The 20,696-nt window shown below is 57.5% G+C and carries 12 protein-coding genes and 1 pseudogene; 7 read left to right on the plus strand and 6 right to left on the minus strand.

Annotation, left to right across the window (positions count from 1 at the left end):
- Positions 1 to 627 precede the first annotated feature (627 nt).
- Positions 628 to 949 (plus strand): annotated as a pseudogene (locus AC1Q5O_RS23550) (SMC-Scp complex subunit ScpB); the annotation flags it as partial.
- A 26-nt stretch (positions 950 to 975) separates the two neighbouring features.
- Here AC1Q5O_RS23550 and AC1Q5O_RS23555 read toward each other — a convergent pair.
- Positions 976 to 2,106 (minus strand): DUF3800 domain-containing protein, encoded by a 1,131-nt coding sequence (locus AC1Q5O_RS23555; protein WP_492566355.1) that lies wholly within the window; start codon positions 2,104 to 2,106, stop codon positions 976 to 978.
- Positions 2,107 to 2,328: 222 nt separating this feature from the next.
- Here AC1Q5O_RS23555 and AC1Q5O_RS23560 point away from each other — a divergent pair, with 222 nt between their 5' ends.
- The 3 genes from AC1Q5O_RS23560 (at position 2,329) to AC1Q5O_RS23570 (ending at position 6,535) form a co-directional block, all read left to right on the plus strand.
- On the plus strand, positions 2,329 to 3,510 hold the full coding sequence (locus AC1Q5O_RS23560) for a TIR domain-containing protein (RefSeq protein ID WP_492566357.1): 1,182 nt from the start codon (positions 2,329 to 2,331) through the stop codon (positions 3,508 to 3,510).
- 138 nt (positions 3,511 to 3,648) lie between these two features.
- Complete coding sequence (locus tag AC1Q5O_RS23565; protein WP_492566359.1) at positions 3,649 to 5,904, plus strand: hypothetical protein; 2,256 nt, start codon at positions 3,649 to 3,651, stop codon at positions 5,902 to 5,904.
- Positions 5,905 to 6,034: 130 nt separating this feature from the next.
- Complete coding sequence (locus AC1Q5O_RS23570; protein ID WP_492566361.1) at positions 6,035 to 6,535, plus strand: DUF1612 domain-containing protein; 501 nt, start codon at positions 6,035 to 6,037, stop codon at positions 6,533 to 6,535.
- Positions 6,536 to 6,566: 31 nt separating this feature from the next.
- On the opposite strand, the gene AC1Q5O_RS23575 is transcribed toward AC1Q5O_RS23570, so the two are convergent.
- From AC1Q5O_RS23575 to AC1Q5O_RS23595, 5 genes are all read right to left on the minus strand, one after another.
- Positions 6,567 to 7,442 (minus strand): hypothetical protein, encoded by an 876-nt coding sequence (locus AC1Q5O_RS23575; protein WP_492566363.1) that lies wholly within the window; start codon positions 7,440 to 7,442, stop codon positions 6,567 to 6,569.
- 395 nt (positions 7,443 to 7,837) lie between these two features.
- Entirely contained in the window at positions 7,838 to 10,975 is a 3,138-nt protein-coding gene (locus AC1Q5O_RS23580; protein ID WP_492566365.1) for an AAA family ATPase, read from the minus strand.
- Positions 10,972 to 11,667, minus strand: a complete 696-nt coding sequence (locus AC1Q5O_RS23585) for an ABC-three component system middle component 1 (RefSeq protein WP_492566367.1) — start codon at positions 11,665 to 11,667, stop codon at positions 10,972 to 10,974. The genes AC1Q5O_RS23580 and AC1Q5O_RS23585 overlap by 4 nt, the downstream gene beginning before the upstream one ends.
- Positions 11,664 to 14,234: an ABC-three component system protein gene (locus AC1Q5O_RS23590; protein WP_492566369.1), complete on the minus strand. Its 2,571-nt coding sequence runs from the start codon at positions 14,232 to 14,234 to the stop codon at positions 11,664 to 11,666. The genes AC1Q5O_RS23585 and AC1Q5O_RS23590 overlap by 4 nt, the downstream gene beginning before the upstream one ends.
- Positions 14,235 to 14,509: 275 nt before the next feature.
- A complete protein-coding gene (locus tag AC1Q5O_RS23595; RefSeq protein ID WP_492566371.1) occupies positions 14,510 to 15,337 on the minus strand; it encodes a BrxR family transcriptional regulator in 828 nt (275 codons plus the stop codon).
- 79 nt (positions 15,338 to 15,416) lie between these two features.
- Here AC1Q5O_RS23595 and AC1Q5O_RS23600 point away from each other — a divergent pair, with 79 nt between their 5' ends.
- From AC1Q5O_RS23600 to AC1Q5O_RS23610, 3 genes are all read left to right on the plus strand, one after another.
- Positions 15,417 to 16,559, plus strand: coding sequence for an exonuclease SbcCD subunit D (locus tag AC1Q5O_RS23600; protein WP_492566373.1), 1,143 nt, complete (start codon positions 15,417 to 15,419; stop codon positions 16,557 to 16,559).
- Positions 16,556 to 19,633: an AAA family ATPase gene (locus AC1Q5O_RS23605; RefSeq protein ID WP_492566374.1), complete on the plus strand. Its 3,078-nt coding sequence runs from the start codon at positions 16,556 to 16,558 to the stop codon at positions 19,631 to 19,633. The genes AC1Q5O_RS23600 and AC1Q5O_RS23605 overlap by 4 nt, the downstream gene beginning before the upstream one ends.
- Positions 19,634 to 19,964: 331 nt before the next feature.
- Entirely contained in the window at positions 19,965 to 20,633 is a 669-nt protein-coding gene (locus tag AC1Q5O_RS23610) for an HNH endonuclease (protein WP_492566376.1), read from the plus strand.
- The last annotated feature ends 63 nt before the right edge of the window (positions 20,634 to 20,696 follow it).

Genomic DNA, 20,696 nt, shown 5'->3' on the forward strand with positions numbered 1-20,696 from the left:
GCGGGCGAAACCACCCGGAAAAACCCCAGCAAATTCAATGTGTACAAACGCGCAAGACGCGAGAAAACGAACAGTTGAAAATGCCGATAATGGGAAAAGGAACGTCCCTATAGCCGCCTAAACTCCTGAAACACTAGGAAAACAGGTGCTTGGACGATGTGAGAAGGGCACTACTGGTTTGAATGGCACCAGCCTAAATCGGCCTGTCCTACTATTCAGCGAAATAGTCCGATAAGCAGAAATTAAACGAGAGATAGATACTGTTTTCAGAAGAACAGCTAACGTAAACAGTGCGTTAAAATGTCAAACACACAAATCTCGGCTTGGGCAGCAACGGGACAGGGATTCGTTTTCTGGCCGCGTTATCCAACTATTCAGTCAGACCGTAAAGACAGGTTCAAATCCTGCCCCCGCAACCAGTTTCCTACTCCTTGCTATCCCACAATAGCCGAAAACTACGATCCTTTGCGCTAAACAGCTATGATCATTGGTGCTAAACCCCCGTCGCAAAACACAAACTCCGAAATCATCGGGTGCAAAGCGGACGCTGGCCGCAGGCGCTGATGATACCATTTGTCTGATGGATTAGTTGACATCCAGCCTCTCTCTGGGCTCGATGGTTGGTAGTCCGACTTCGAGGCCATGGTGCTGCTGGCCGTTGCCCATTTCCAGCCGTTTACCCGGGGCGACCTGTCGAAGATCGTTGGCAAGGAAGTCAGCCGCGACACGATCGCTGGTCTCCGCAATGCCGGCTTCCTCGGTTTCGGCCCGCGCAGCCCGACGCCCGGCGTCGCCCTACACCTATGTCACGACGGAAGGACTTCCTGTCGGCCTGCAGCCGTTGCGTGACCTGCCGGATGTAGAGGCGCTGGAGGACACAGGGCTGCTCAGCCGAACGGCGGTGGCTTCAGAAAGTGCGGTTCCGGCAGCAGATGACAACGAACCTTAGCGATAGGGGTTGCTCGCCGCCCACTGTCATCCCAGCGCATCAACCGTTGCGATTCTTGCATTTTCCACTTCTTTGAAGTGTTTAGCGAGATCGCCAGGAAGAGGCTTGTCAGGAACTGGCAGCGACAGAAGGTGCCGCCATCGCTTGTCTATCGCATCGAGTGAAACTTCATCGATCAGTCCGCGCTTGGTCTGGCTGGCAAACAGGTGCCGGAGCTGGGCGGGAACATCCTTTTTTTCCTCCAGACGTTTCGTGATCCATAAGGTTACGTCCACCAATTCCAATCCGGCGCTTTCATCGCCGGGCGTAAATGTTGGTGGGACTTCCGGCATCATCGAATAATCGAATTTTGGCATACCCGGACCGAGATCGGTGTTGTGCTTGACGGCCCGGAGGCTCTCGTACCAGCTCGCAAGTTCGCCTTGTGCTTTGTTGAACTCGGTCTGGCGATCAACCGTGATCTTGCGGATGGAGCGCCCCTTCTTGTTCGACTGCACGGCCATGACCTGCATAACCTGCTGAAAGCCGACTAGGTTCGGCGAAATCTGCAGGGCCGTGTCCTTGTTGCCGACGCCATACTCGATCTCGAACGGGTTGGCCGCCGCCCATTTCAAAGCGCCAGAAACAAGTTCTCGGGAGCGTGTGTCGGGAAGCCGATCGACACGAGAAAGCAGAGTATTGCAGATTGTAACCAGCGCGGACGCGCTCTTCGCCGAATTGGTTTCCTTCCGAGCCGCCCAAGCGTCTTTCCTCAGTTGGTCATCGAAGAGGAACGCGACCTTCATCAGCATCGGGTAACGAAGGGGAGTGAAGTAGTGATGCCAAGGCACAGCCTTGTTCATTCCGGAGTCGAACACCTGATCATAGAAGCAGATCACCGCGTGATCCTCTTTGGTAACCTTGAGCAGGGAGAACCGCAGGTCGTGTTTCTTGCTGAAATCTGCAATCCGCTTTGCTATCGGGATAAGGCGGCCTACGCCTAGTTCGGCGCCGTGGATGCGCTTTACGCCTAGTTCCTTCCTCAGCTCTGTCAGCAGTGGCTCCGCAATCACATCAAGATTGGCCGGGCAGCCAAGCACTCCATAGAACAGCTTGGGTTGGTTTACATCGAACAGGTTAAGACCGGTGTTTCCGCTTTCATCGATGTAATAGTACATGGCAAACCTTCCCGATTAAGTCGTATCGCAACCGGGGCACTGATTGCGCCCTAGTCAAGGGATAACGTTCATTTCTGGGCTTGAATAACAGGTTTTTTGGTGTCTTGGGTTTGGCAACGACATCGCGTTCTGCGAGCTATTTCATGTTGGTAATCGTATTCGACGGATGGACTATCTAAGTCCGGAGAGGGATATTCTCGGCATGGATGCGACGAGGGCAATATGGACGGTAGAGACTTTCTGCAAATCGCCGACAAACTGGAGGAAACATCCAACAGTTTCCAGCGACGTTTCAAAGGCCAGCTAAAGAAAGTTGCAGACGCCGCTGTGGCGATTCACGAAGCGTGGAGCGGATCGAATGTGGGCTATCAAGCGAATGTTTATTACGACGGCTTCAGAAAGCCGCCCGCAGGGGCCCGATTCAGTGCCATGCATGGAATCGGCGAAGACTGGCTGTCGGATACTGTGGGAGATTGGGGAGAGTTTAGTGCGGCTCAGGTGAAAACTGCAGTCTATCACCTCGCCGGCAATCCAGACATGGCAGAATGCGAAGGCGCATCTGCGGAGGCGCTAAGGGACTTCAATCGATCGAAGGGTGAGGTGTTGTCCGGTTTGAACATCGTGCTGGAAGGCCGGAAGGATATTTTCTTGAATTCCTTGCTCGAGCAAGTTCTAGGCGTCCAGATAGCCAGCGCCGAGCAGTTCTCGCGCGCTTTTCTAGGAGGCGGCCAGTTTATGACGCAGGATACGCGTGCCTTAAACGGCGGCGCGCGAACGGCACCCCACCAGCTTATAATCGCCGAAATTACTGCGCTTAATCAGCCTGCAGAGTGTGGCAAGCAACTATCCGAGATCGTTCGGCAAATCGGCTCACACCTTGTGCGGACTGATCGGAAGGCCCAGGCCCCATCTCTAGTCGGGACACACGTCTTGGAGAAAACAGGTAGCGAACAGAGACTCGACATGGGCAAGGGAACAAAGATTTTTATCGGGCACGGGCGCTCTTCAGACTGGCGGGACCTCAAGGACTTCCTGGTCGATAGGCTGGGCCTCGCATACGATGAATTCAACCGTGAGCCGGCTGCTGGTATTTCGACGTCAAACAGATTGGAGGAGATGCTCGACAACGCGGCCTTTGCTTTCTTGGTGATGACGGCAGAGGACGAGAATGCAGAAGGTCAGAAGCTGGCCCGCATGAACGTGATCCACGAGGTGGGACTGTTTCAGGGCAGGCTCGGTTTCCGTAAGGCTATTATTCTTCTGGAACAAGGGTGCGAGGAGTTTTCGAACATTGTCGGGCTAGGGCAGATCCGATTTGAAGCCGGTCGACTGCGAGATAAATCGGAAGAGATTCGCCACGTTCTGGAGCGAGGAGGGATCGTTCGCTCCGGAACACGACAATAGTCTGGATTTTTGCGTTAGCACTTGAGCGGTTCGGCGTCTCGTTTTCAGGGGTGAAGGAATGCCGGTAGAAAAAGCCATGACGCGCTCGCTTTTGATCGTAGACCGCGCTTACCGTTTGAGAATAGGTGCAGATAGCAGATGGATAGCGACGAGAATCAACCGGACGACGGCGCTTATTCGATCGGGGGGGCCGCTGTTCGGCTCTTCGACGGTAAGGCCGCCAAAGCGATGTGGGCAGATAAAAGTGAAGCCCAGGATAGCGGGGCCGAAGCATTTCCCGAACTCATGGCACGTTTGCGATCTCTTCTGCAAACCTACTATCCGCCGCATATAATTGCGGTGATGGCTGGCTGGGGACTTCGCGTGGGTGTTGGTCCGCTAGGCGTCGGTAGCCAGTCGATGATAAAGGGCATGTCTCAGCACCATGTCGAGTTGCTTCAAGCGATATCGTTGTCTCTGCCGCGCTCGGAATGGGGCGAACAGGCAGCGGACATGTCCATCATGCAAGAGGCAATCGATATCGTGCTGGCGCTTCCCGACGCGTTCGTTGCGGTGCGACGAAGTCGCATAGAGTCGACAACGGAACCGGTTGCTGCAACGATGCTCTCCCTTCAGGAGCGACTGCGGATACATACGCAGATGGTGCGCAATTGGGGCGGCTACCAGTCGATGCTGGAAATCTTGCGAAGGCAATACGCGCCGCTCGATCTCGCAGTTCGGGAGCGCAAGGGATTCGGTGTCTTTGATGTCATTGCGGTGATCGAAGCTACCGTCGCAGGCATAGAAAATCAGGTCGGGGAGCGCTTCCGATTACTGAAGGAAATATTTCGCACGAGAACGATCCCTGAACTGGTTCGAGATTTCTTCCAAAAATTTCCTGGTGTTGAAGGGGATCCAGAAGAGTTTCTCGCCGGCCTCGACGCGAACGAAAACATCGACTCGGTGCGCGCTGCTCTGATCTCGCATGCTGATCGGTGGCTAGTCGTGAATGCGATGGCGCCCGTAGCCTCCATTGCAATGATCAGCGGCCTCTCGGAAGAGAAGACAAGGGAGGTGCTCGATCTTATCAGCATGCCTGAAGGTGCTCTCTCGACGGAGAAGCCTGAGCATTTTTTCCTCGCCAATCCGGTGTGGACAAAGCCTGGCATCAAGTGCCAGGATACATACTTTTTTGCCTTCCCTCAAACCGCCGTGAGCTTTCTCAATCAAATCCTCCAATCGTTGCTCGCGGAGGCCGGCTTAAAAGACCGATCGGATAAAAGGCGCGCGACCTTCCTGGAAGAGGAAACGCTTCGTATCGTAGGCTCGGTCCTGCCACGCGGAGCGATAAAGCCAGAAGCGAAATGGTCCTGGCAGGGAACGGGCTATGAAACCGATGTCCTTGTGGTCCTTGATCGAACGGTGCTGATAGTGGAATGCAAGTCGGCGTCCCTTTCACCACAGGGACTGAGAGGAGCGCCAGAGCGCGCCCGGCGGCATGTCAGAGAACTCGTAGCAGAACCAGCCGTGCAGTCAGCTCGCCTGGCTCGTGTAATCGAGCTCGGAAGAGAAGGTGACGCCACCGCGCTTGAAGTGGCGCGCGAGCTCGGCATAGAGCCCGCCGAGATAACAACAACTGTCCGGATTTCAGTTACTCTGGACGACCTTACAATCTTGTCCGCTGCGGAAGGCGAACTCAAGGCCGCAGGCTGGATCGCGAACGACCTTGAACTGCCGACAACCCTCAACATTGCCGATCTCGCATGTGTTGCCGATATGCTGGAGCGGCCCACGTTGTTTCTGGACTACTTCAAACGCCGAGAACGTCTCCAGAAAACGGCAGATGTGATCGGCTTCGAGTTGGACTTCCTCGGCCTCTATCTTGAGACAAACTTTGATGTCGGATCGACCGACGGACATCGGCTCGTCATTGCCGAAATGTCGCAAGAGATTGATTGCTACTATCAAAACGTGGGGATCGGTCATCAAGGCGAAAAGCCAGCGCCACGGCTTCATGCTGACTTTGACGCGATTTTGCGACAACTCGAGACGCGCAGGCCCCGCGGTTGGACAGCAATGGCGATGGATCTGCTAAGCATAGGAAACATACACAATCAAACCGAATGCACTGAAGCTTTCGAGAAATTGCGCTCTGATGTATCGCGCACAAAGCCTGCGCCCGAGAATGTAAACGGCTTTTTCGTCACGCCGACCCAGTCCGATGATGTTGTAATCGTATTCCACGCATTCCGGAGAGACGGTCTCGCTTTCGAAGAACTGGCGATCAGGAGGCTTGCTGGCGATGCATTGGAGCAAACGGGCCGGTCCCGATGCGTTTTCATAAGCCGCATGATAGAAGCCTGGGACGCCGCACCATATAGTGCGGTCGGCGTGATCAGAACAACCGCGAGTTAGGCGCGCTCTGAAGAAAATGGGTGCGAGGGTACAGCTAGCTACCTTTTATATGGAGGAGGACGATACTGTTCTGAACTCAAATCGACGACTTTAGTCCCAACTGCACCGCGAGAAGTCCCAACTAACCCGATTGGTACAAGTCGCTGCCGTCAACGGAAACAATGTCAGCACCCTTCAGGCGATCGTTGTCCTCGATACTTGGAACAAAATTTTGGTCTTTCAGCACGCGCCTTGGCTCGTGCTGACTGTTTTGTGCCGCGATCCCGCGCGAAGCTGGCATCACTACCGGCGCCTACCTGGCCGCCATAGATCTCCGCCTGAAAGCCATAAAGCCATTTCGATCGATCGGCGCCCGCATCGCGACCGGGAGACGCGGCGGCTCGCCATCGCCCACGAGCTTTTGGCGACCGCCGAAATCGGGCTGAAGGAGCATGACCGGCTGGCGCTGGCTCGCACCCTGATGGAGCGAAAGCTCGTTGGCCGGCGGGCCTCGTCGAACCTGCCGGCTCTGATTGATCTCGTCACTGCAAAGCCACTCGTCTCGACCGGCATGATCGCAAACCCGTTCACCATCACGCCGCGCTTCGGATCATTAGCGAACACGAGATTTCGGGCGTGGGGAGTGTTCTAACGCGGAACTGCATCCGCAGCGGTTGATACCTTTATGCCGACTGAGCCTTCCGCATCCCGGCTTCGGTCAAAAACTGGTCCTCCAGATAATCCACTGCCGAGCGGAGTCCGGCAGCCTCCATCGCTTTCAAATGTTCAACCGTATGCCCGGGCAGGATTGCGCGAAGTAGTTGATCGCAGCCGCTGTCGTTTCGCCAATTTTTGTACTGTTCCTCCTTGAACGAGTTCGTAAGAAGCAGAGCGGTCCGCCCATACATCGCCTGTATAACGAAATATATGGACCAGAGCCGTTGGCTAACGAAAGGTCGCTCTCTCGCCGCCTCATTGCCACCCGCGTTTGCCATTTTGGTGATCGCGATTTGAGGATTTCGGAATTCGAGGATCGAATCCATCAAAGGCATATCGTCCGCGCCGATGAAATACGCGTTCATCTCTTGGGGAAGGAGGATTGTGTCAACGAATACGACCATGCTGAATTCGGACGAAAACTGCTGCAAAATCTGCCAGAGGTTCTCGACGGCTTGGACCTGACGCTGGTTGAGCGGGCTGCCAGGTGGTGCCGCAGTGTTCACGGTGATGGTTTTGGCATGTACCGTATGCGCGGACAGACCGCCCGTCTGGCCAACAGATGAGACTTTCTGTTGAAGCGAAACTGCAATACGCGAAACCTCGTCCTCAGTGATAGACGTCGCGCTCGCCTCATGTTCACGTTTTAGTTGGAGCAGGCGCTCAACCGTATATGAATTCTCATCGTCGTCGATCACGGTATGATGTGTGGGACACATCAAGATCAGGTTGTCACGATGATGGCGATGAGATGCCGATTGATGAGGGTCGAACCGCGCACTCCCTGGACGAGCGCCTTTGATATGGCAGACCTCGCCAACGAGCGTGTCGTCAAGTGCCATAGGAGCCTTGCATCTGGGAAATGCACAACGATTGCCAGATTTGGCAAATAGAAGTTTTACATCGGTAATACCTGGACCACTTGCTGGCATCGATCGCTCCGGTCAAACGAGTTCGTGGATATCAAATCACTGGTTGCTGCAAAGTGGTATACTATCTGTCCGCTTATATCGGACGCTAGATGCCTCTCGATACTTGCCGGCAAAGTGACGAGAATCGTCTGAGCAGGCGGTCGTCGACGGTGTGATCTCGACTAGCGAACATGTTCCTCGAGTTATCCAGTTTGCCGAGTTGATGGTGACGCGAGCTGCAGACTTTGGTGCATATGAGATCCAGCAAGCCGTGGGTAGATGGCTGGATGACGGCGAGGGCAGGTCAGCCGCGTTACCCAACCGCGTTAGGCGGTGTTGGCGGTCGACGACTCGCTGTCCCGGCGCAAAATGCGCGCGGCAGCCTGATTGTGCTCGGGCTTCTCCCACGCAACTCCCCTTTCCGAAGGTGCGGTAAGCAGCACCGTCGAACAGGGCAGGCTCGCGGCATCGAATTTGCGAGCGATGAAATCGCTCTCGCCGCGATCATGGCTCGACATTACCAGCTGATAGCCGTTGAGCTCCACCATGTTGCGCATCACGTCAACAAATGCGGCGGTGTGAATGATGTCGTTATGTTGGAGCGGATCGTCGAGCAGCAGCGCGCGCCAGCGCGACCAGGGATAAGCGGTGCTCGCGGCGCACAGGATGCTGAAACCATTGGCGGCGAGCTGCCCCTCGCTCAGCACCACTTGTGGCGGCAAGTCCTTCTTCGTCTCGATCGCATTTTCGACCCGCTCACGATATTTGAGCGCCATGCCGAAACTGGTAGCATCAACCCGCGTATCCGCCTTGAATTGGATGCTCTCGCCCGGTGTGCTGAGCATTGCCTCGTTAAAATCGTCGATTACAGTGTTGAGCGGATCGAGCACACGGTTCGAGAAATCATTCGCCTGGGCTTGAAGATCTTCCGAGTAGCGTTTGACCGCATTGCGGGCGGCGGCGGTCAATTTGACGGCGGCGCGGGCGGCGACACGCGAGGCTTCGAGCGTTGCGAGATGGGCAGCCGGATCGCCAACGCCGCCGTCACCACCGGCCGCGCGCATCGACGCCATGATCTCGTCGATCTCGCCTTGCAACAGCGCATCCTCATTGTCCCGCGCCAGCACTAAATGCCGTTCGGTGAGAGATCGCAGTCCAGTCAACGCCGCGTCTAGTGCGGCGACGGCGCGCTGGTAGCCATCCTGGCTCGGACTGGCGGGCAGGCCGGCTTCGCTCCATCGCCGTTGCAGCTGGCGCGCCGACTGCTCGGCATGGGCGCGGGTGAGATCTGCTGCGGCCAGATCGCGCTGCGCGGCATCAAGCGCCGCCTGGTCACGCTGCACGGCTGCGACGACCGCGGCCGCGGCGTCGGTCAGGCGCGCGAATCCCGCCCGCGCCGCCTCGCCCTGTCCGCGTTCGGTAGTCAGCCGCGTCTCGATATCGCTGATTGTCGCATTGGACAGGTTCCGCGCGGCGATACGCTCGGCGCATGCGACATCCTCCGCCTGGAATTGCGACAATCGCGTGCCGAGCTGGCTTTCGCGGCCGATCAAATCATCGAGGTCGCCGGCTGCCGAGGTGCGCTGTTCAGTCGCAGTGGCCGCTCTTGCTGTCTGCGGTTCGAGGGCTGCTTCGGCGGTCGCGACCGCCGACTCCGCATTGCGTCGCCGTGCCGCGGTGATGGCAACATAGTCGCTGCCGTCAGGCACGCCGAGTGCCAATGCAATCGCCTTACGGGCGTCGATGACCGGGCGTTGCGCCGCCTCGGCTTCATGTTGGAGTTTCTCGACCGCTTCGATCGGTAGGCGAAGGGTTGAGATTCTGGTTGCCAGATCGGCGCGCGAAGCCCGCAGTCGCTCAACGGCTTCGTCGGCCTGCGCCAACCGGCCGTCGCTCCCTGCCGCGGCGGTATCGGCCAGCGCTTTTAGTACACCGGGTTCGAAGGGCGTACGACACACCGGACAATTGGTGTCGTCCTCGTGCAGATGGCTGGCGAGTTGCGACAAGGCTGCGCTGATCGCAGTGGCGTGCCGATCGGCTTCGGCGCGTTCATGTTCGGCATCGGCGATACTGGTATCAAGATCGGCTAGCTGCGTCTCGAGTGGTGCTACGTTGGTCGCCGCGCGCTCGGCGGCTTCGCGCCCTTGCGTCAGCGCGCCAGCGGCTATGACCGCGTCGGATTCCAGATCGAGATAATCGCGCACCGATTCATCTTGCGCCTTGGCGGTGGCGGCAAGGCTGCGCAGCCGCGCCAGTTCGGCGACCGCCACGGCATGTGCCGCGATCACTTGATCCGCCTCCGCAATCGTCGCCCTGTGCGCGGCGATTGCTTCGATCAGCTGCGCGCGATCCATCCCATCCGCCGCGATCAGCTCCGCGAGTTGCGTGCGCCGTGCGAGATCGGTGCGGCCCGCCTCCAGTATCGCGATATTTTGCTCGATGTTAGCTATGGCGGCTTGCTGCGTCGTCACCGTGTCGTTCGCTGGCGCGACGAGTGCCGACACCCCATCAACCTGCGCCTGTGCGTCACTCAAGACGCTGCGCAGACGTACCAGCGCAGGGGAGTCTAGCAGGCTCTCGGCCTGGCTGATGGCGAATTGTGCAGCAAGCGGCGCCAGAGTCTCGAGCGCTATTTTACGGTCTCCGGTTGCGTGCAGCGCCTCGCCAATCCGGTCGCCCATCGTTGCCAGACGTTGCGCTACATTCTCGCCCGTGATCGCGAGCGGCTGACCCGATGTCAGTTGAAGCAAATCGGCCTCGAGCTGGTCGATGCGCTCGGACATTTCGGTGGCGGTTAGAATACCGGTCGCACGCGCAGCGGCGCGCAGTCGTTCGAGCCGCGTCGTCCATCCCTGCCAATCGGCAATTTGGCGTTCGATCGTCGCGACGGAGGCCTGCTCGGTTTCGATGCGCCGGTTGAAGGCCATCACCGTTGGACGCCCGCGAAGACCTGCGCGTATGCGCTCGAGCCGATCGATTCCGCTTGGCCCCTTCAACGCTCGCCACTGATCGTGCGGATCACGGCTGGTGAAGCGCTGTTGCGCCGCCTGGCCGAGGAAATGGGTCAAGGCGAGATAGGCGCCGAGATCGTTGATCGTGCGTCGGTCGGGCCGCGCCAGCTGAGCGATAATGTCAGCCATCGGCGTGGTCTTTACGGCGCCGCGCTCGATCGGATCGTTTTGGGAAAATGTCAGCGCGACACGATGCGCACCCGGTTCGGCGCCACGCCTCGTGAGATAATCCTTCTCAACGAGTTTCTTCTTGCCGCTGTCCTTCAGATAGGGATCGAAGCGGCGGATCTTGCTTGTCAGGCCCCATTCGATGGCATCGAAAAAGCTGCTTTTGCCAAGGCCGTTGGTTCCGGTGAGCAACACTAGGCCGGGAGCTGCCGGAATGTCGATCTCGAAATCGCCGAAGGTACGGAAATCATGAATCGCGATGCGGGACAGGTAGATGTCGCTCATACCTGACCTCTCCGTTCCCAGGCCTTCACCAGGGCGCTGACGATGTCGTCGGGGGTTTTCTTCTCGTCGAGCGCAATGCGCTCCCATTCGTCGGCCAGTGTGCGTGGCAGCCCCTGGCTTGACGCATCGCCGCCGCTCAGTTCATCGAGCGCCGCATCCTCGAATTTGCCTTCGTCATGCACCCACGGACGCGCCAGGAAGGTGCGCTTGAGAAATTCGGTGAAACTTTCCTCGTCTCGCGTTTCGTCCTCGGGCCGAAGCCAAGCGAGTTTTCGCGCCACACGGTCGTCGCGCTCGACCAACAATGCCAGCGCGCGCCATGCATCTTGCCGCTCGCTCGACCGCGGCCCGAGCAGCATCAGCTGCAGGTCAAGCGTCTCGTTCGTCCCGAGATAGGAGCGCGCGGCGACGCACTGGTTGCGGCATCGGCGCAGCGTTTCGCGAACGGCTTCGACAGTGGCGATGTCGGGCAATACCCCCAGCACGACATTGAACCGGTCGATGCGGATGCCATGACTCTCGGCGGGAAGGTCGGTTGGGCTGATCGAGGTCGATTTGCTCGAGCCGCCATTGAAAGTCGCGCTTGCTAGTTCGGGCCGGTCCTCGACCTTGAGATCGAGCGCCAGCGCTGCCGAGCGGATCCGCTCTGCGAAATCCGCGAGACCGGGCGACAGAGTCGATTGGTCGGTCATGCCGCACCTTTCATTATCGCTTTGTCCAATGCTTCGAAATGGCGGGTCTCGACTGCCGCCAGCAACGCGCGCAACGCCGCAAGTCCCGCCGCCACCGCTTCGGAAAACTCGCGGTTGATCGACATGATCACCGGACCCGATCCATCAGTCTCGCTCAGTGCCGGCTGATCGGTCTCGACCTGAGCGAAGGGGCGCTCGGCGTTCCGCGCGACCTCTATCGTAGTCTTGACGATTAGAATCACGAACTGAGTCTGCCACATATACGTGGCGGCGCACAGCGACATATCGCTACCGTTGATCAGATCGGCTGCGCATCCATGGCCTACCCAGTCACTGTCGCCGTCGCGCTGCCGCATGAGGTTGCCGGGGCCAGCGCTCTTAGGAGATGTCGTCTGCCAGGCGGTGGCGATGGCGAGCGCTACGACAGTGCCGCGGACGATCTCTTTCCATTTGGTCGGGCCGACCAGCACCTGCCCAGCGACACGATTATCGTCATCATCCACCGCGCAAATCATTAGCCGCATGAAGTGGCTGATCAGTGCAGCATCGTCCCCGAAGGCTGCGTGCCACTGCGCCCAGGTTTCCGCCATGGCGGCGCGCAGATCGGGTGCGATCGCGAGGCCGATCAAACGTCCCGGATCAGCGTTGCTGGCGAAGAAGGGGACGAGATGCGCGTGCAGCTGCTCGAGCAGCCAGCTGTCGAGTGCGCGATGGATCTGCCGCGCCAGAATATCCGACGCGATCATGACCGGATCCTGTGCCGCGCCGCCGGGATTGCCGCCGACGATCGTCGGCATCGCGATGCCCTCGGCGTGCAGGGAGTCGATGCTCAGTGCGCGGACATGCTGGGACCAGAGGGCGGGCGCTGCGTGCAGGCGGCTCGTGCGGCTGTGGCAGGCGACGCGCAGGATGGCGACCGCCGCTGGCCCCAACAGGTCCGGTCCGTCGGGCAGGATGATTTCGAACGCCTGATCCGCGCTCCAGGCTCTGACGAGTTGATTGGCCGGGATCGCGCCGGACCAGCGCACCTGGTTAGCGTCGCGTCGCAGCTGGACTGAGATTGGCAATTGCTGCGCCATCTGGCGTTGCACGCGCGGCGCGAGTGGGATCCGAGCGTTGCGCGCCGCATCCTGAAAGAGCGTGCGCGCGTGCGCGGACAGTTTCGGCACAAGGGTCGCATCGCCGTGACGCGCGAGCCATTCCCGGTGCGTGTCCGCATAGCTAGCCAAATGATCGTCGAACGGTCCGCGAACCAGCGCGCGGCCAGGGCCACGCCGGACGATCACCGCGTCGGCCGCAACCGTCTCGCCGGCGCAGTCGAGCCAGAAATCGGCGGCCGGCTCGGGCGCGGGGACGGGCGCCGCTACCCGGACGACCGCACCACATTGCACGTGCCGGAATGTCCGCTGGGCGTCCGCCTCACAGGCTTTGATCGTGAGATACGCAGCAAGCCGGTTGAGCGTCGAGGTTGAGACCTCGAACATTTCGACGTGCTGGGTTTGCAGCGTCAAGCGCACGCCGGGCCGCAACTGCGCCGCAACCGCTGCGACCAGACCAATTGCCGTCAGCTGGCCTAGCACTTCGTCATCATAGGCGGCGAGAAAATCGAACCGGTTGCCGACGGCATCGGCGGCACGTGCACGCACGTCGATGTCGGCGAGCGTGGGAGAGAGTTCGTCGATACCGGGATGTTGAGAGATCATGGATATCATCCCGGCATGGTCGAAGTTCGTCGCGCCGGCCGCGACAAGGTCGATCAATCCACCGTCACCCGCGCCGCTGATGAAGAAGCGCGGCGTCTGTCTGCCTTCGAATTCTGCCGCCGGCACACCGGCATCCGACCAGTAGCTCGTGCTCTGGATGTTCTCGACGGGCTCACGCGGCTCGAGACCGAACCCCACCGCCAACAGTACCATGTTGAAACGCTCGGTCGGCTCATCTCCAGGAGCCGGCGCCGGGTCGTCAAGAGCGATGAAGCGGAGGTCATAGCCATCGGCGGCCAAGGTCAGGCCCAGCACGCGATGACGCGTCCGGCGTTGCAAGCGCTGGCCGAGCCGGACCGAAATATCCCCGAAGCCGACCAGTACGTCCTCACGCACCGACCGACATGTTCCGGACTCCCAGTCGAGGACCGGGAGGTTGGCGACCGGATCGACGGTGTCGTGCGCCGGCCAATCATAGATGTGCGGATCGAGCCGGCGGCGTTCGGTGGTCGACTGGAGTGACAGCAACTCGCCCGCTGTTTCGAAGAGAACGACATTGCTGTTCGAAACGAGCGCGGCTGCCGCCGCGGCGGTCACGCCAGCCGCGCCGCCGCCGATCACCGCGATGCGTGGATTGGCGTTGAGATAGCCCAGATACTTGAGCGCATGGACGAGCGACAATGCGCGCACCTGCTGCGAGTAGAAGGTGATGCGCCGGTCGAAACAACCGATGACGAACAGGTTTGGTCGGTTGCGGACCGCCGCACCGTCGATGATATCTTGAGCAAGCAGCGGATCAGCCAACTGAGAAGCCTTTTTTTGCTTGCCGCTTACGCGCAGGCATAACTGCTGCTGCGCCAGCATTCTCACTGATTTTCGACAACCCGTTCCCCTCGGCCACGACCGCGCATGCGGTCGCCATTTTGAAAGTTTATGGAGAAGGTATGAGCAATTCGCAAGATTTGAATAGGTTCTCGTACAACTAATCGTCGACTCGACCGCAAATGTAGCCAACTCTCGGTTCCGGGCACCCCATGAAGGCTGCTGAGGGGACACTATCATGGATAAGCGTGATGGGCTCTTTAGAGATGTGCGGGTCGCAAGTTCGTATCCGCTCAAGGCGAACACATTATTGTAAGTTAAGAACGGACGGAGAGCGGGTTCGACGAGTTTGCAAGTGCCTCATAATCCGTCCTTACGCGTTCGAGGCGAGCCCCTTTCTGATCAAGTCCCCAGCGTCGATCAAGATAGAATTCAAGCGCCTTCCGGGTTTCAACGCATAGGAGCTCCCCATCGAAACCGTACTCACGCCGGACAGCAACTGCTTGTTCCGGGGTAAGACCGGCCTTTGGCTTGAGCCAAATCTTTGCAATAGTGTTCCAGTCCGCATCGTGGGGTAACGGTTCCACGAGTGGTCGTGTTTCAAAACTGCTGTCAGCCCCGACGCGAATTGGCAGGTAACTGCGGTAATCATTGTGCTTGAAGCTGAACGCGCGCAGATGAACGCTTTCACCGTCCGACGTGAAATGTGTCGGTGCAATCCATTGCCCCGGATCGGCACCAGATGTCATGGATGTATACCTGATTTGCAGTGCCAACTGCTCACGCATAGCCCGATAGAGTTGCGAAACGATAGTAGGATCAGCGCGACGCTCTGGCTGAGGCAAGACGGCTGGGGCATCATTCGCCTCCTCTCTCAACACGGTTTCGAATGCTTCGCGCAGATTTGAGTGCGTGAGTGATATGTGATTCTTCGCAGCAAGATAAACCTTGCGTGTAGCATCGTAGACCGGCGGGGTTTGTTTCTGGCGTTGGAGATACAGACGAAAGTCGAGAGCGGCCTGCGCTGCGGAAATACCGAAACGCACAATAAGATCGCGGCGGTTGGCCATGCCTCGCCATGTCAGGCACTCATCCAGGAAGACCAGCCGCTCCCGTTGTGCATATTTCAGGTCATCGAACTCCATGTCGATAATCTAGCTTGACTCTGCGGCAAAAGTCCATCTAAAAAGTACATGTGTAAAAATTATACAGGTATTTGCCGTCATGCGGATTCTCCATACAGCGGACTTACATCTAGGGCGGCAATTCCACGGCATGTCTCTTGAGGACGACCACGGCACGATTCTCGATCAGACGCTTCAGGCAATCCATACGCATCGACCCGACGTCTTTATTATTGCGGGCGATATTTTCGATAGGGCCTCTCCACCTGCCAGTGCCGTCCGACAATTCAATGGCTTTCTTGGCAAGGTGGCGTGCGAGACCGAAACAGCAGTCGTTATGATCGCCGGCAATCACGATTCGGGCGACAGGATTGGCTCCATGTCTATTATGACAGATGCACGGCGAGCGTTGATCCGCGGGGCTCTTTTCGCCGATGAACTACCACTCATTTTGCAGGACGAGTTTGGTCCCGTCGCGTTTTCGGCGCTTCCATTCGGATATGAATATGCGGCCCGGGAATGTTTTGGAGATGAGACTATTTCTGTACCCCAGCATGTCATGCGTGCCCAGATTTCCGCAGCGCGTCGGCATGTTCCAGACGGAGCGCGCTGGGTGGTTGTTGCACATGCTTTTGTTGATGGTGCTCACCCCAGTGAGAGTGAAAGGCCACTGGGGAAAGTTGGCGGTATAGAGACGGTGTGCCACGAGACATTCGAGGGTGCACATTACGTAGCGCTTGGACACCTGCATCGCCCGCAATCGGTGGGGACGGACCATATCCGTTATTCCGGCTCGCCACTTGCCTTCGGATTTGATGAAGCTGGTAGCGAAAAGTCGATGAGCCTCGTTGACCTTGGATCGGATGGAACAACGACGATCAACGCCATTCCTTTCCTGCCTGCTCGCGGGGTAAAAGTATTGAAGGGCAAACTTGCTGATCTGCTGTTGGCTGAACCGTCCGGTGACTTCATCAAGTGTGTATTGACGGATGATACGCCGATGATCGACCCGATGAAGCGGCTTCGGGATGTCTTTCCGCATGCATGCCAGATCACTTATGCGCGGGATGAAAAGGCGTTGGACACCCTGCCGTTACTACAAACGCGGGCGGCCTTGCACGATCCGGCCCAGATGATCAGCGATTTCTTGATGCATGTCCGGAACGAAGACCCGGCAGATTCTGAGCTGGTGCTGATCAGTTCCGCGATGACGAATCTTCGCAATGAGGAGATAGAGGCATGAGACCAGTTAGACTTTCGATGCAGGCTTTCGGCCCCTATGCCGATCGGGCAGTGGTCGATTTTCGGGAAGCCGTTGCTTCTGGGCTTTTTGGCATCTATGGGCCCACCGGATCCGGTAAGTCGTCTATTTTCAGCGCCATGACCTTTGCACTGTTCGGGGAAGCGGCAAGTGCCGAACAGGACACGACGTCCCTGCGGTCCGACCATGCCGATCCGGATATTGCCACCGAGGTGGAGTTCATTTTTGACATTGGTTCCAATAGATATGTGTTGCGGCGCCGGCCGGAACAGGCGCGGCGCAAGCAGCGTGGGGAGGGCGAGACCAGGGACTCCCATGAAGCTTGGTTGTTTGACGCAACCGGCCTTGCGCCGGAAGAAATTACGGAGGCAAATCCCGGGAAGATCATTGCCGAAAAGAAGACAGGTCTGGTTAAAGAGGCGGTGACCCAGCTGCTTGGATATGGCGCCGAACAGTTCCGGCAAATTGTCCTGTTGCCCCAAGGTAAGTTCGAAACCTTCATGGCATCGAAGACGGACAAGAGACTGGAGATACTGCGCGAGCTCTTCGACGTATCGATTTATCAACGCATGGCGGCAAAGTTCAAGGCGGACGCCTTGGCGGCAGAAAAGCTAGTCCGCCAGGATAGGGAGGTCTGCGCAAAACGTCTCGTCGCTGATGGGTTTGTGAGTCCGGAAGCATTGGCGGAAGGCATAGAAGAGGCAAATGCTGCCCATCAGGCGGCAGTGCTGCGCGAAACTGCGGCCGCGCTTGCGGCCAGTACAGCAAAAGTAGCGTATGATCGCGCACATCAACTCAACGAACAGTTTTGCGCTACCGAGCAGGCCAGCTCGATAGTCGAAGGGCTTGTAGCGAAAGCTGAGCACATCCAGGGTCTGGAGGAGCGAGTCACACATGCCAGATGCGCACAATCACTGACGGATATTGAAAAGCATTCGATCGACGCTCAGGCAGAGGTAGTCGAAGCTGCCATGAAGATGGCAAATGCCGCGACAACCGACGAAACGGCTGCCGCAAAGGCGCTTGCAGCGCAAACTGCGTTAGACCATGAAGTAACCCGAGCGGAGGAAAGCGAGAGTTTGCGGCGGGCCGGTGAAAAGCTTGATCATTACCAACAAACCTTAACCAACGCTGCCGCACAAGCGGAGAAGGCGACTGAGGCCAGCACTGCGCTTGAAAACGCGCGGAACTCGCTTGATCTCATCGAAGCACATCACGAGGAACTGAGAAACCAGAAAATAGCAGATGAGCGCGCACTGAAACTGGCGAGGGAAGGTGACGCAACACGGCAACAGCTGAATATGGAGCGATCCGCGGCGGAGCGGACGTTGATTGCCGCCGAGCAGTACCAGACGGCAGCCAAAGCAGTCGAACAGGCACGCTCGGAAATGGCCGGGTATCAGAACGAGGAAGGACGGTCAGCGCAAAAAGTTGCCGAAGCAAAGGGTCGTTTTGAGGTTGCGGAAGCTGCCCTTGCCGATGCTCAGGCTTTGCACTTGGCGGCCAAGCTGGTGCCCGGTGAGGCCTGCCTTGTCTGCGGCTCGCTGGAGCATCCCGCGCCCGCAACCGGCAAGTTCGAAAATGTGGGGTTGGACCAGGCATTTCGAGACGCAAAGGCCAATTTGGAGAAAAACCATGCTGCACATCAGCTTGCTGTGCGCAATCTTGCGTCGGCTGAAACGAAATGGCTCGAACGCAAGAACAGGTTGGCTGAATCGTCAGAGCCCGAGCAGTCTGTTGATGAAGTTCGCGGCAAGATTGCTGTATTGGCAAGCCAGATTGATGCGATAGGGCCCGCAATCGATCTTCTGGAAGCTGAGGCCAAGCTAGCGAAATTGGGCGAAGAGATCACCTCGACTGAAAGCGAACGCGATAGCTGCAGATCAAACCATGAAACCGCCAATACACAGGAAGCATTGGCACGTGACAGGTTCGATCAAGCTATTGGCACGATTCCGGAAGGGCTCCGGCTTCCCGATGCTCTGACCGAAGCCATAGCGGAAAACCGGCGCCAGCGGGTCCTCCGTGATGCCGCCATGAAATCGGCCGAAATCGCGGCACGAGAAACTCGTGATGCGACGCTTGCTGCCGGCAAAGAGCTGGAAGCGGCGAATGCCGCCCAGGAGTCAGCCGTTTTTCGACGCGATAAGGCACTGGCCGCATTTGAAGGTCGGCTCACACAGAGCGGCCTGACGAGCGCCCAATATCAGTTCTTCAAAAAGCTGATTGGGACCATTGAGGAGGATGTGGCGGAAATCGCTGAGTACCGCAATAATTTGCTGATTGCCCGCAACAACCATCAGGTCGCTGCACAGATCATCGAAGGCTATGAGCGGCCTGAGATGGGCGCGATAGAGAAGACGTTGCGGGAAGCCAGCGATGAGCTTGATCACGCAAAGACAGCCTGCGCTCAAGCCGAAGCCCGGTGGCAGCGTCTCGAGGCGCTCCTCCTCGACATCGCTGGCGAACTGAGGCGTCTTGATCAAATCGAGACGGAAACTGCTTCACTCCGCAGCCTTGCGGCGCTTTTCAATGCAGAGAATCCTTTGCGGCTCGATCTTGAAACCTATGCGATCGGGGCAATGTTCGACCAGGTGCTGACGGCTGCCAACCAACGTCTTGGTCCCATGACCGGTGGCCGCTTCAGCCTGGAGCGGGAAGTCGAAGGCGGCAACGGGAGATCCCGTCGCGGGCTCGGAATTCGCGTGTTCGATGTTCACACCGGGAAAACACGACCCACATCGACGTTGTCGGGTGGGGAGACCTTTATGGCTGCACTGGCGTTGGCACTTGGCCTGTCGGACATCGTAGAAAGTGTGAGCGGGCAGGTGCGCCTCGATACGATTTTCATCGACGAGGGCTTCGGCAGTCTTGATACGGAGAACGAATCCGGGACGCTTGATCAAGTTCTGCACGTTCTTACCAATCTTGTCGGACCAAGACGTGTGGTCGGACTAATTTCGCACGTGCCATTGGTTCAGGAGACTATACCGAATGGCTTCTACGTTCGCAAAGAGCTGCGCGGGAGCTTTATCGAAGCAAGAGGAGTGATCTGAATGACACACAGATGGATAAGAAGACGAGGACATCCACGGGTCCTTCAATCTGGTCGCACAACGTACGTTTGTGAGAATTGGATTCTGAAAGAAGCCTCCACTGAACGGCCAGGAGGCGCGTTCAGTCGTACACACGCCTGTCCTCGATGCGGTGCCGCCATCTTAACTGTTCGGATGCCAAATGGCGGACGCGTGCATTTCGAAGGCGGACGAGGGCTAAATCAAATAAAGCATCCTTGTTTGAATCTCGGTGAGGGACTGTCAAAACGGCGTGAAATCGGGATGGCGGATTTGTTCGATTGCCTTGAATAGGCAGAAAGGGTCCCGACTGATGCGCTATTATTACCGCAAAGATTGGTTGAACTACAGAGATGAAATTATCGAGCGCGATGGCGGCATCTGTATAAAATGCGGTCGTGGTTCATTGGAAGGGGCGATCCTTCAGGTTCATCATAAGCAATATCTGTCGGGAAAACTGCCGTGGGAATATCCTCACGATTACTGTGAAACTTTATGCAAGGGATGCCATGCCGGTCAGCATGGTATTATAAAACCCTTTACTGGTTGGGAGTGTGTCGGTTACGAGGATTTAGGAGAGATTTCTGGTGAATGCGAGCTGTGTGGCACATCAATACGCCACGTCTTTGTCGTCCAACATGAAAAATGGCCGCCCATGGAAGTTGGCGAAGTATGTTGTGACCATCTGACCGATACTTGTGTGGCCACCAATCATATGGGTGTACTTCGATCGGTTGAAGCAAGACAACAGCGGTTTGTCGAGTCAACGCGTTGGAAATATGGAGAGCACGGCACGTGCCACATTCGCCAGAAGGGTGTTAATCTAGAAGTTGAGCCGGTAGACTGTAAATTCAGGCTACGAGTGAATGACATCCAAGGAAGGCGACGTTTATCATCGATCCAAGATGCAAAACGATTGGCTTTTGAGCTGCTGGAGAATGGTGCTCTGGAAGCGTTTCTAGAAAAGCGCAAACATAATTAAAAACCAGTTTGATTGTGTAGCGTTCCTACCTGTTTGTTTTTCTCTGCCACTGATGCTGGCATT

The sequence above is a fragment of the Phyllobacterium sp. MT110 genome, from assembly GCF_058792715.1.

What these genes read in the sequence shown, in the direction of transcription:
- AC1Q5O_RS23555 (WP_492566355.1), bottom strand. Translation starts at nt 2,106, where the DNA reads ATGTACTATTACATCGATGAAAGCGGAAACACCGGTCTTAACCTGTTC.
- AC1Q5O_RS23560 (WP_492566357.1), top strand. Translation starts at nt 2,329, where the DNA reads ATGGACGGTAGAGACTTTCTGCAAATCGCCGACAAACTGGAGGAAACA.
- AC1Q5O_RS23565 (WP_492566359.1), top strand. Translation starts at nt 3,649, where the DNA reads ATGGATAGCGACGAGAATCAACCGGACGACGGCGCTTATTCGATCGGG.
- AC1Q5O_RS23575 (WP_492566363.1), bottom strand. Translation starts at nt 7,442, where the DNA reads ATGGCACTTGACGACACGCTCGTTGGCGAGGTCTGCCATATCAAAGGC.
- AC1Q5O_RS23580 (WP_492566365.1), bottom strand. Translation starts at nt 10,975, where the DNA reads ATGAGCGACATCTACCTGTCCCGCATCGCGATTCATGATTTCCGTACC.
- AC1Q5O_RS23585 (WP_492566367.1), bottom strand. Translation starts at nt 11,667, where the DNA reads ATGACCGACCAATCGACTCTGTCGCCCGGTCTCGCGGATTTCGCAGAG.
- AC1Q5O_RS23590 (WP_492566369.1), bottom strand. Translation starts at nt 14,234, where the DNA reads ATGCTGGCGCAGCAGCAGTTATGCCTGCGCGTAAGCGGCAAGCAAAAA.
- AC1Q5O_RS23595 (WP_492566371.1), bottom strand. Translation starts at nt 15,337, where the DNA reads ATGGAGTTCGATGACCTGAAATATGCACAACGGGAGCGGCTGGTCTTC.
- AC1Q5O_RS23600 (WP_492566373.1), top strand. Translation starts at nt 15,417, where the DNA reads ATGCGGATTCTCCATACAGCGGACTTACATCTAGGGCGGCAATTCCAC.
- AC1Q5O_RS23605 (WP_492566374.1), top strand. Translation starts at nt 16,556, where the DNA reads ATGAGACCAGTTAGACTTTCGATGCAGGCTTTCGGCCCCTATGCCGAT.
- AC1Q5O_RS23610 (WP_492566376.1), top strand. Translation starts at nt 19,965, where the DNA reads ATGCGCTATTATTACCGCAAAGATTGGTTGAACTACAGAGATGAAATT.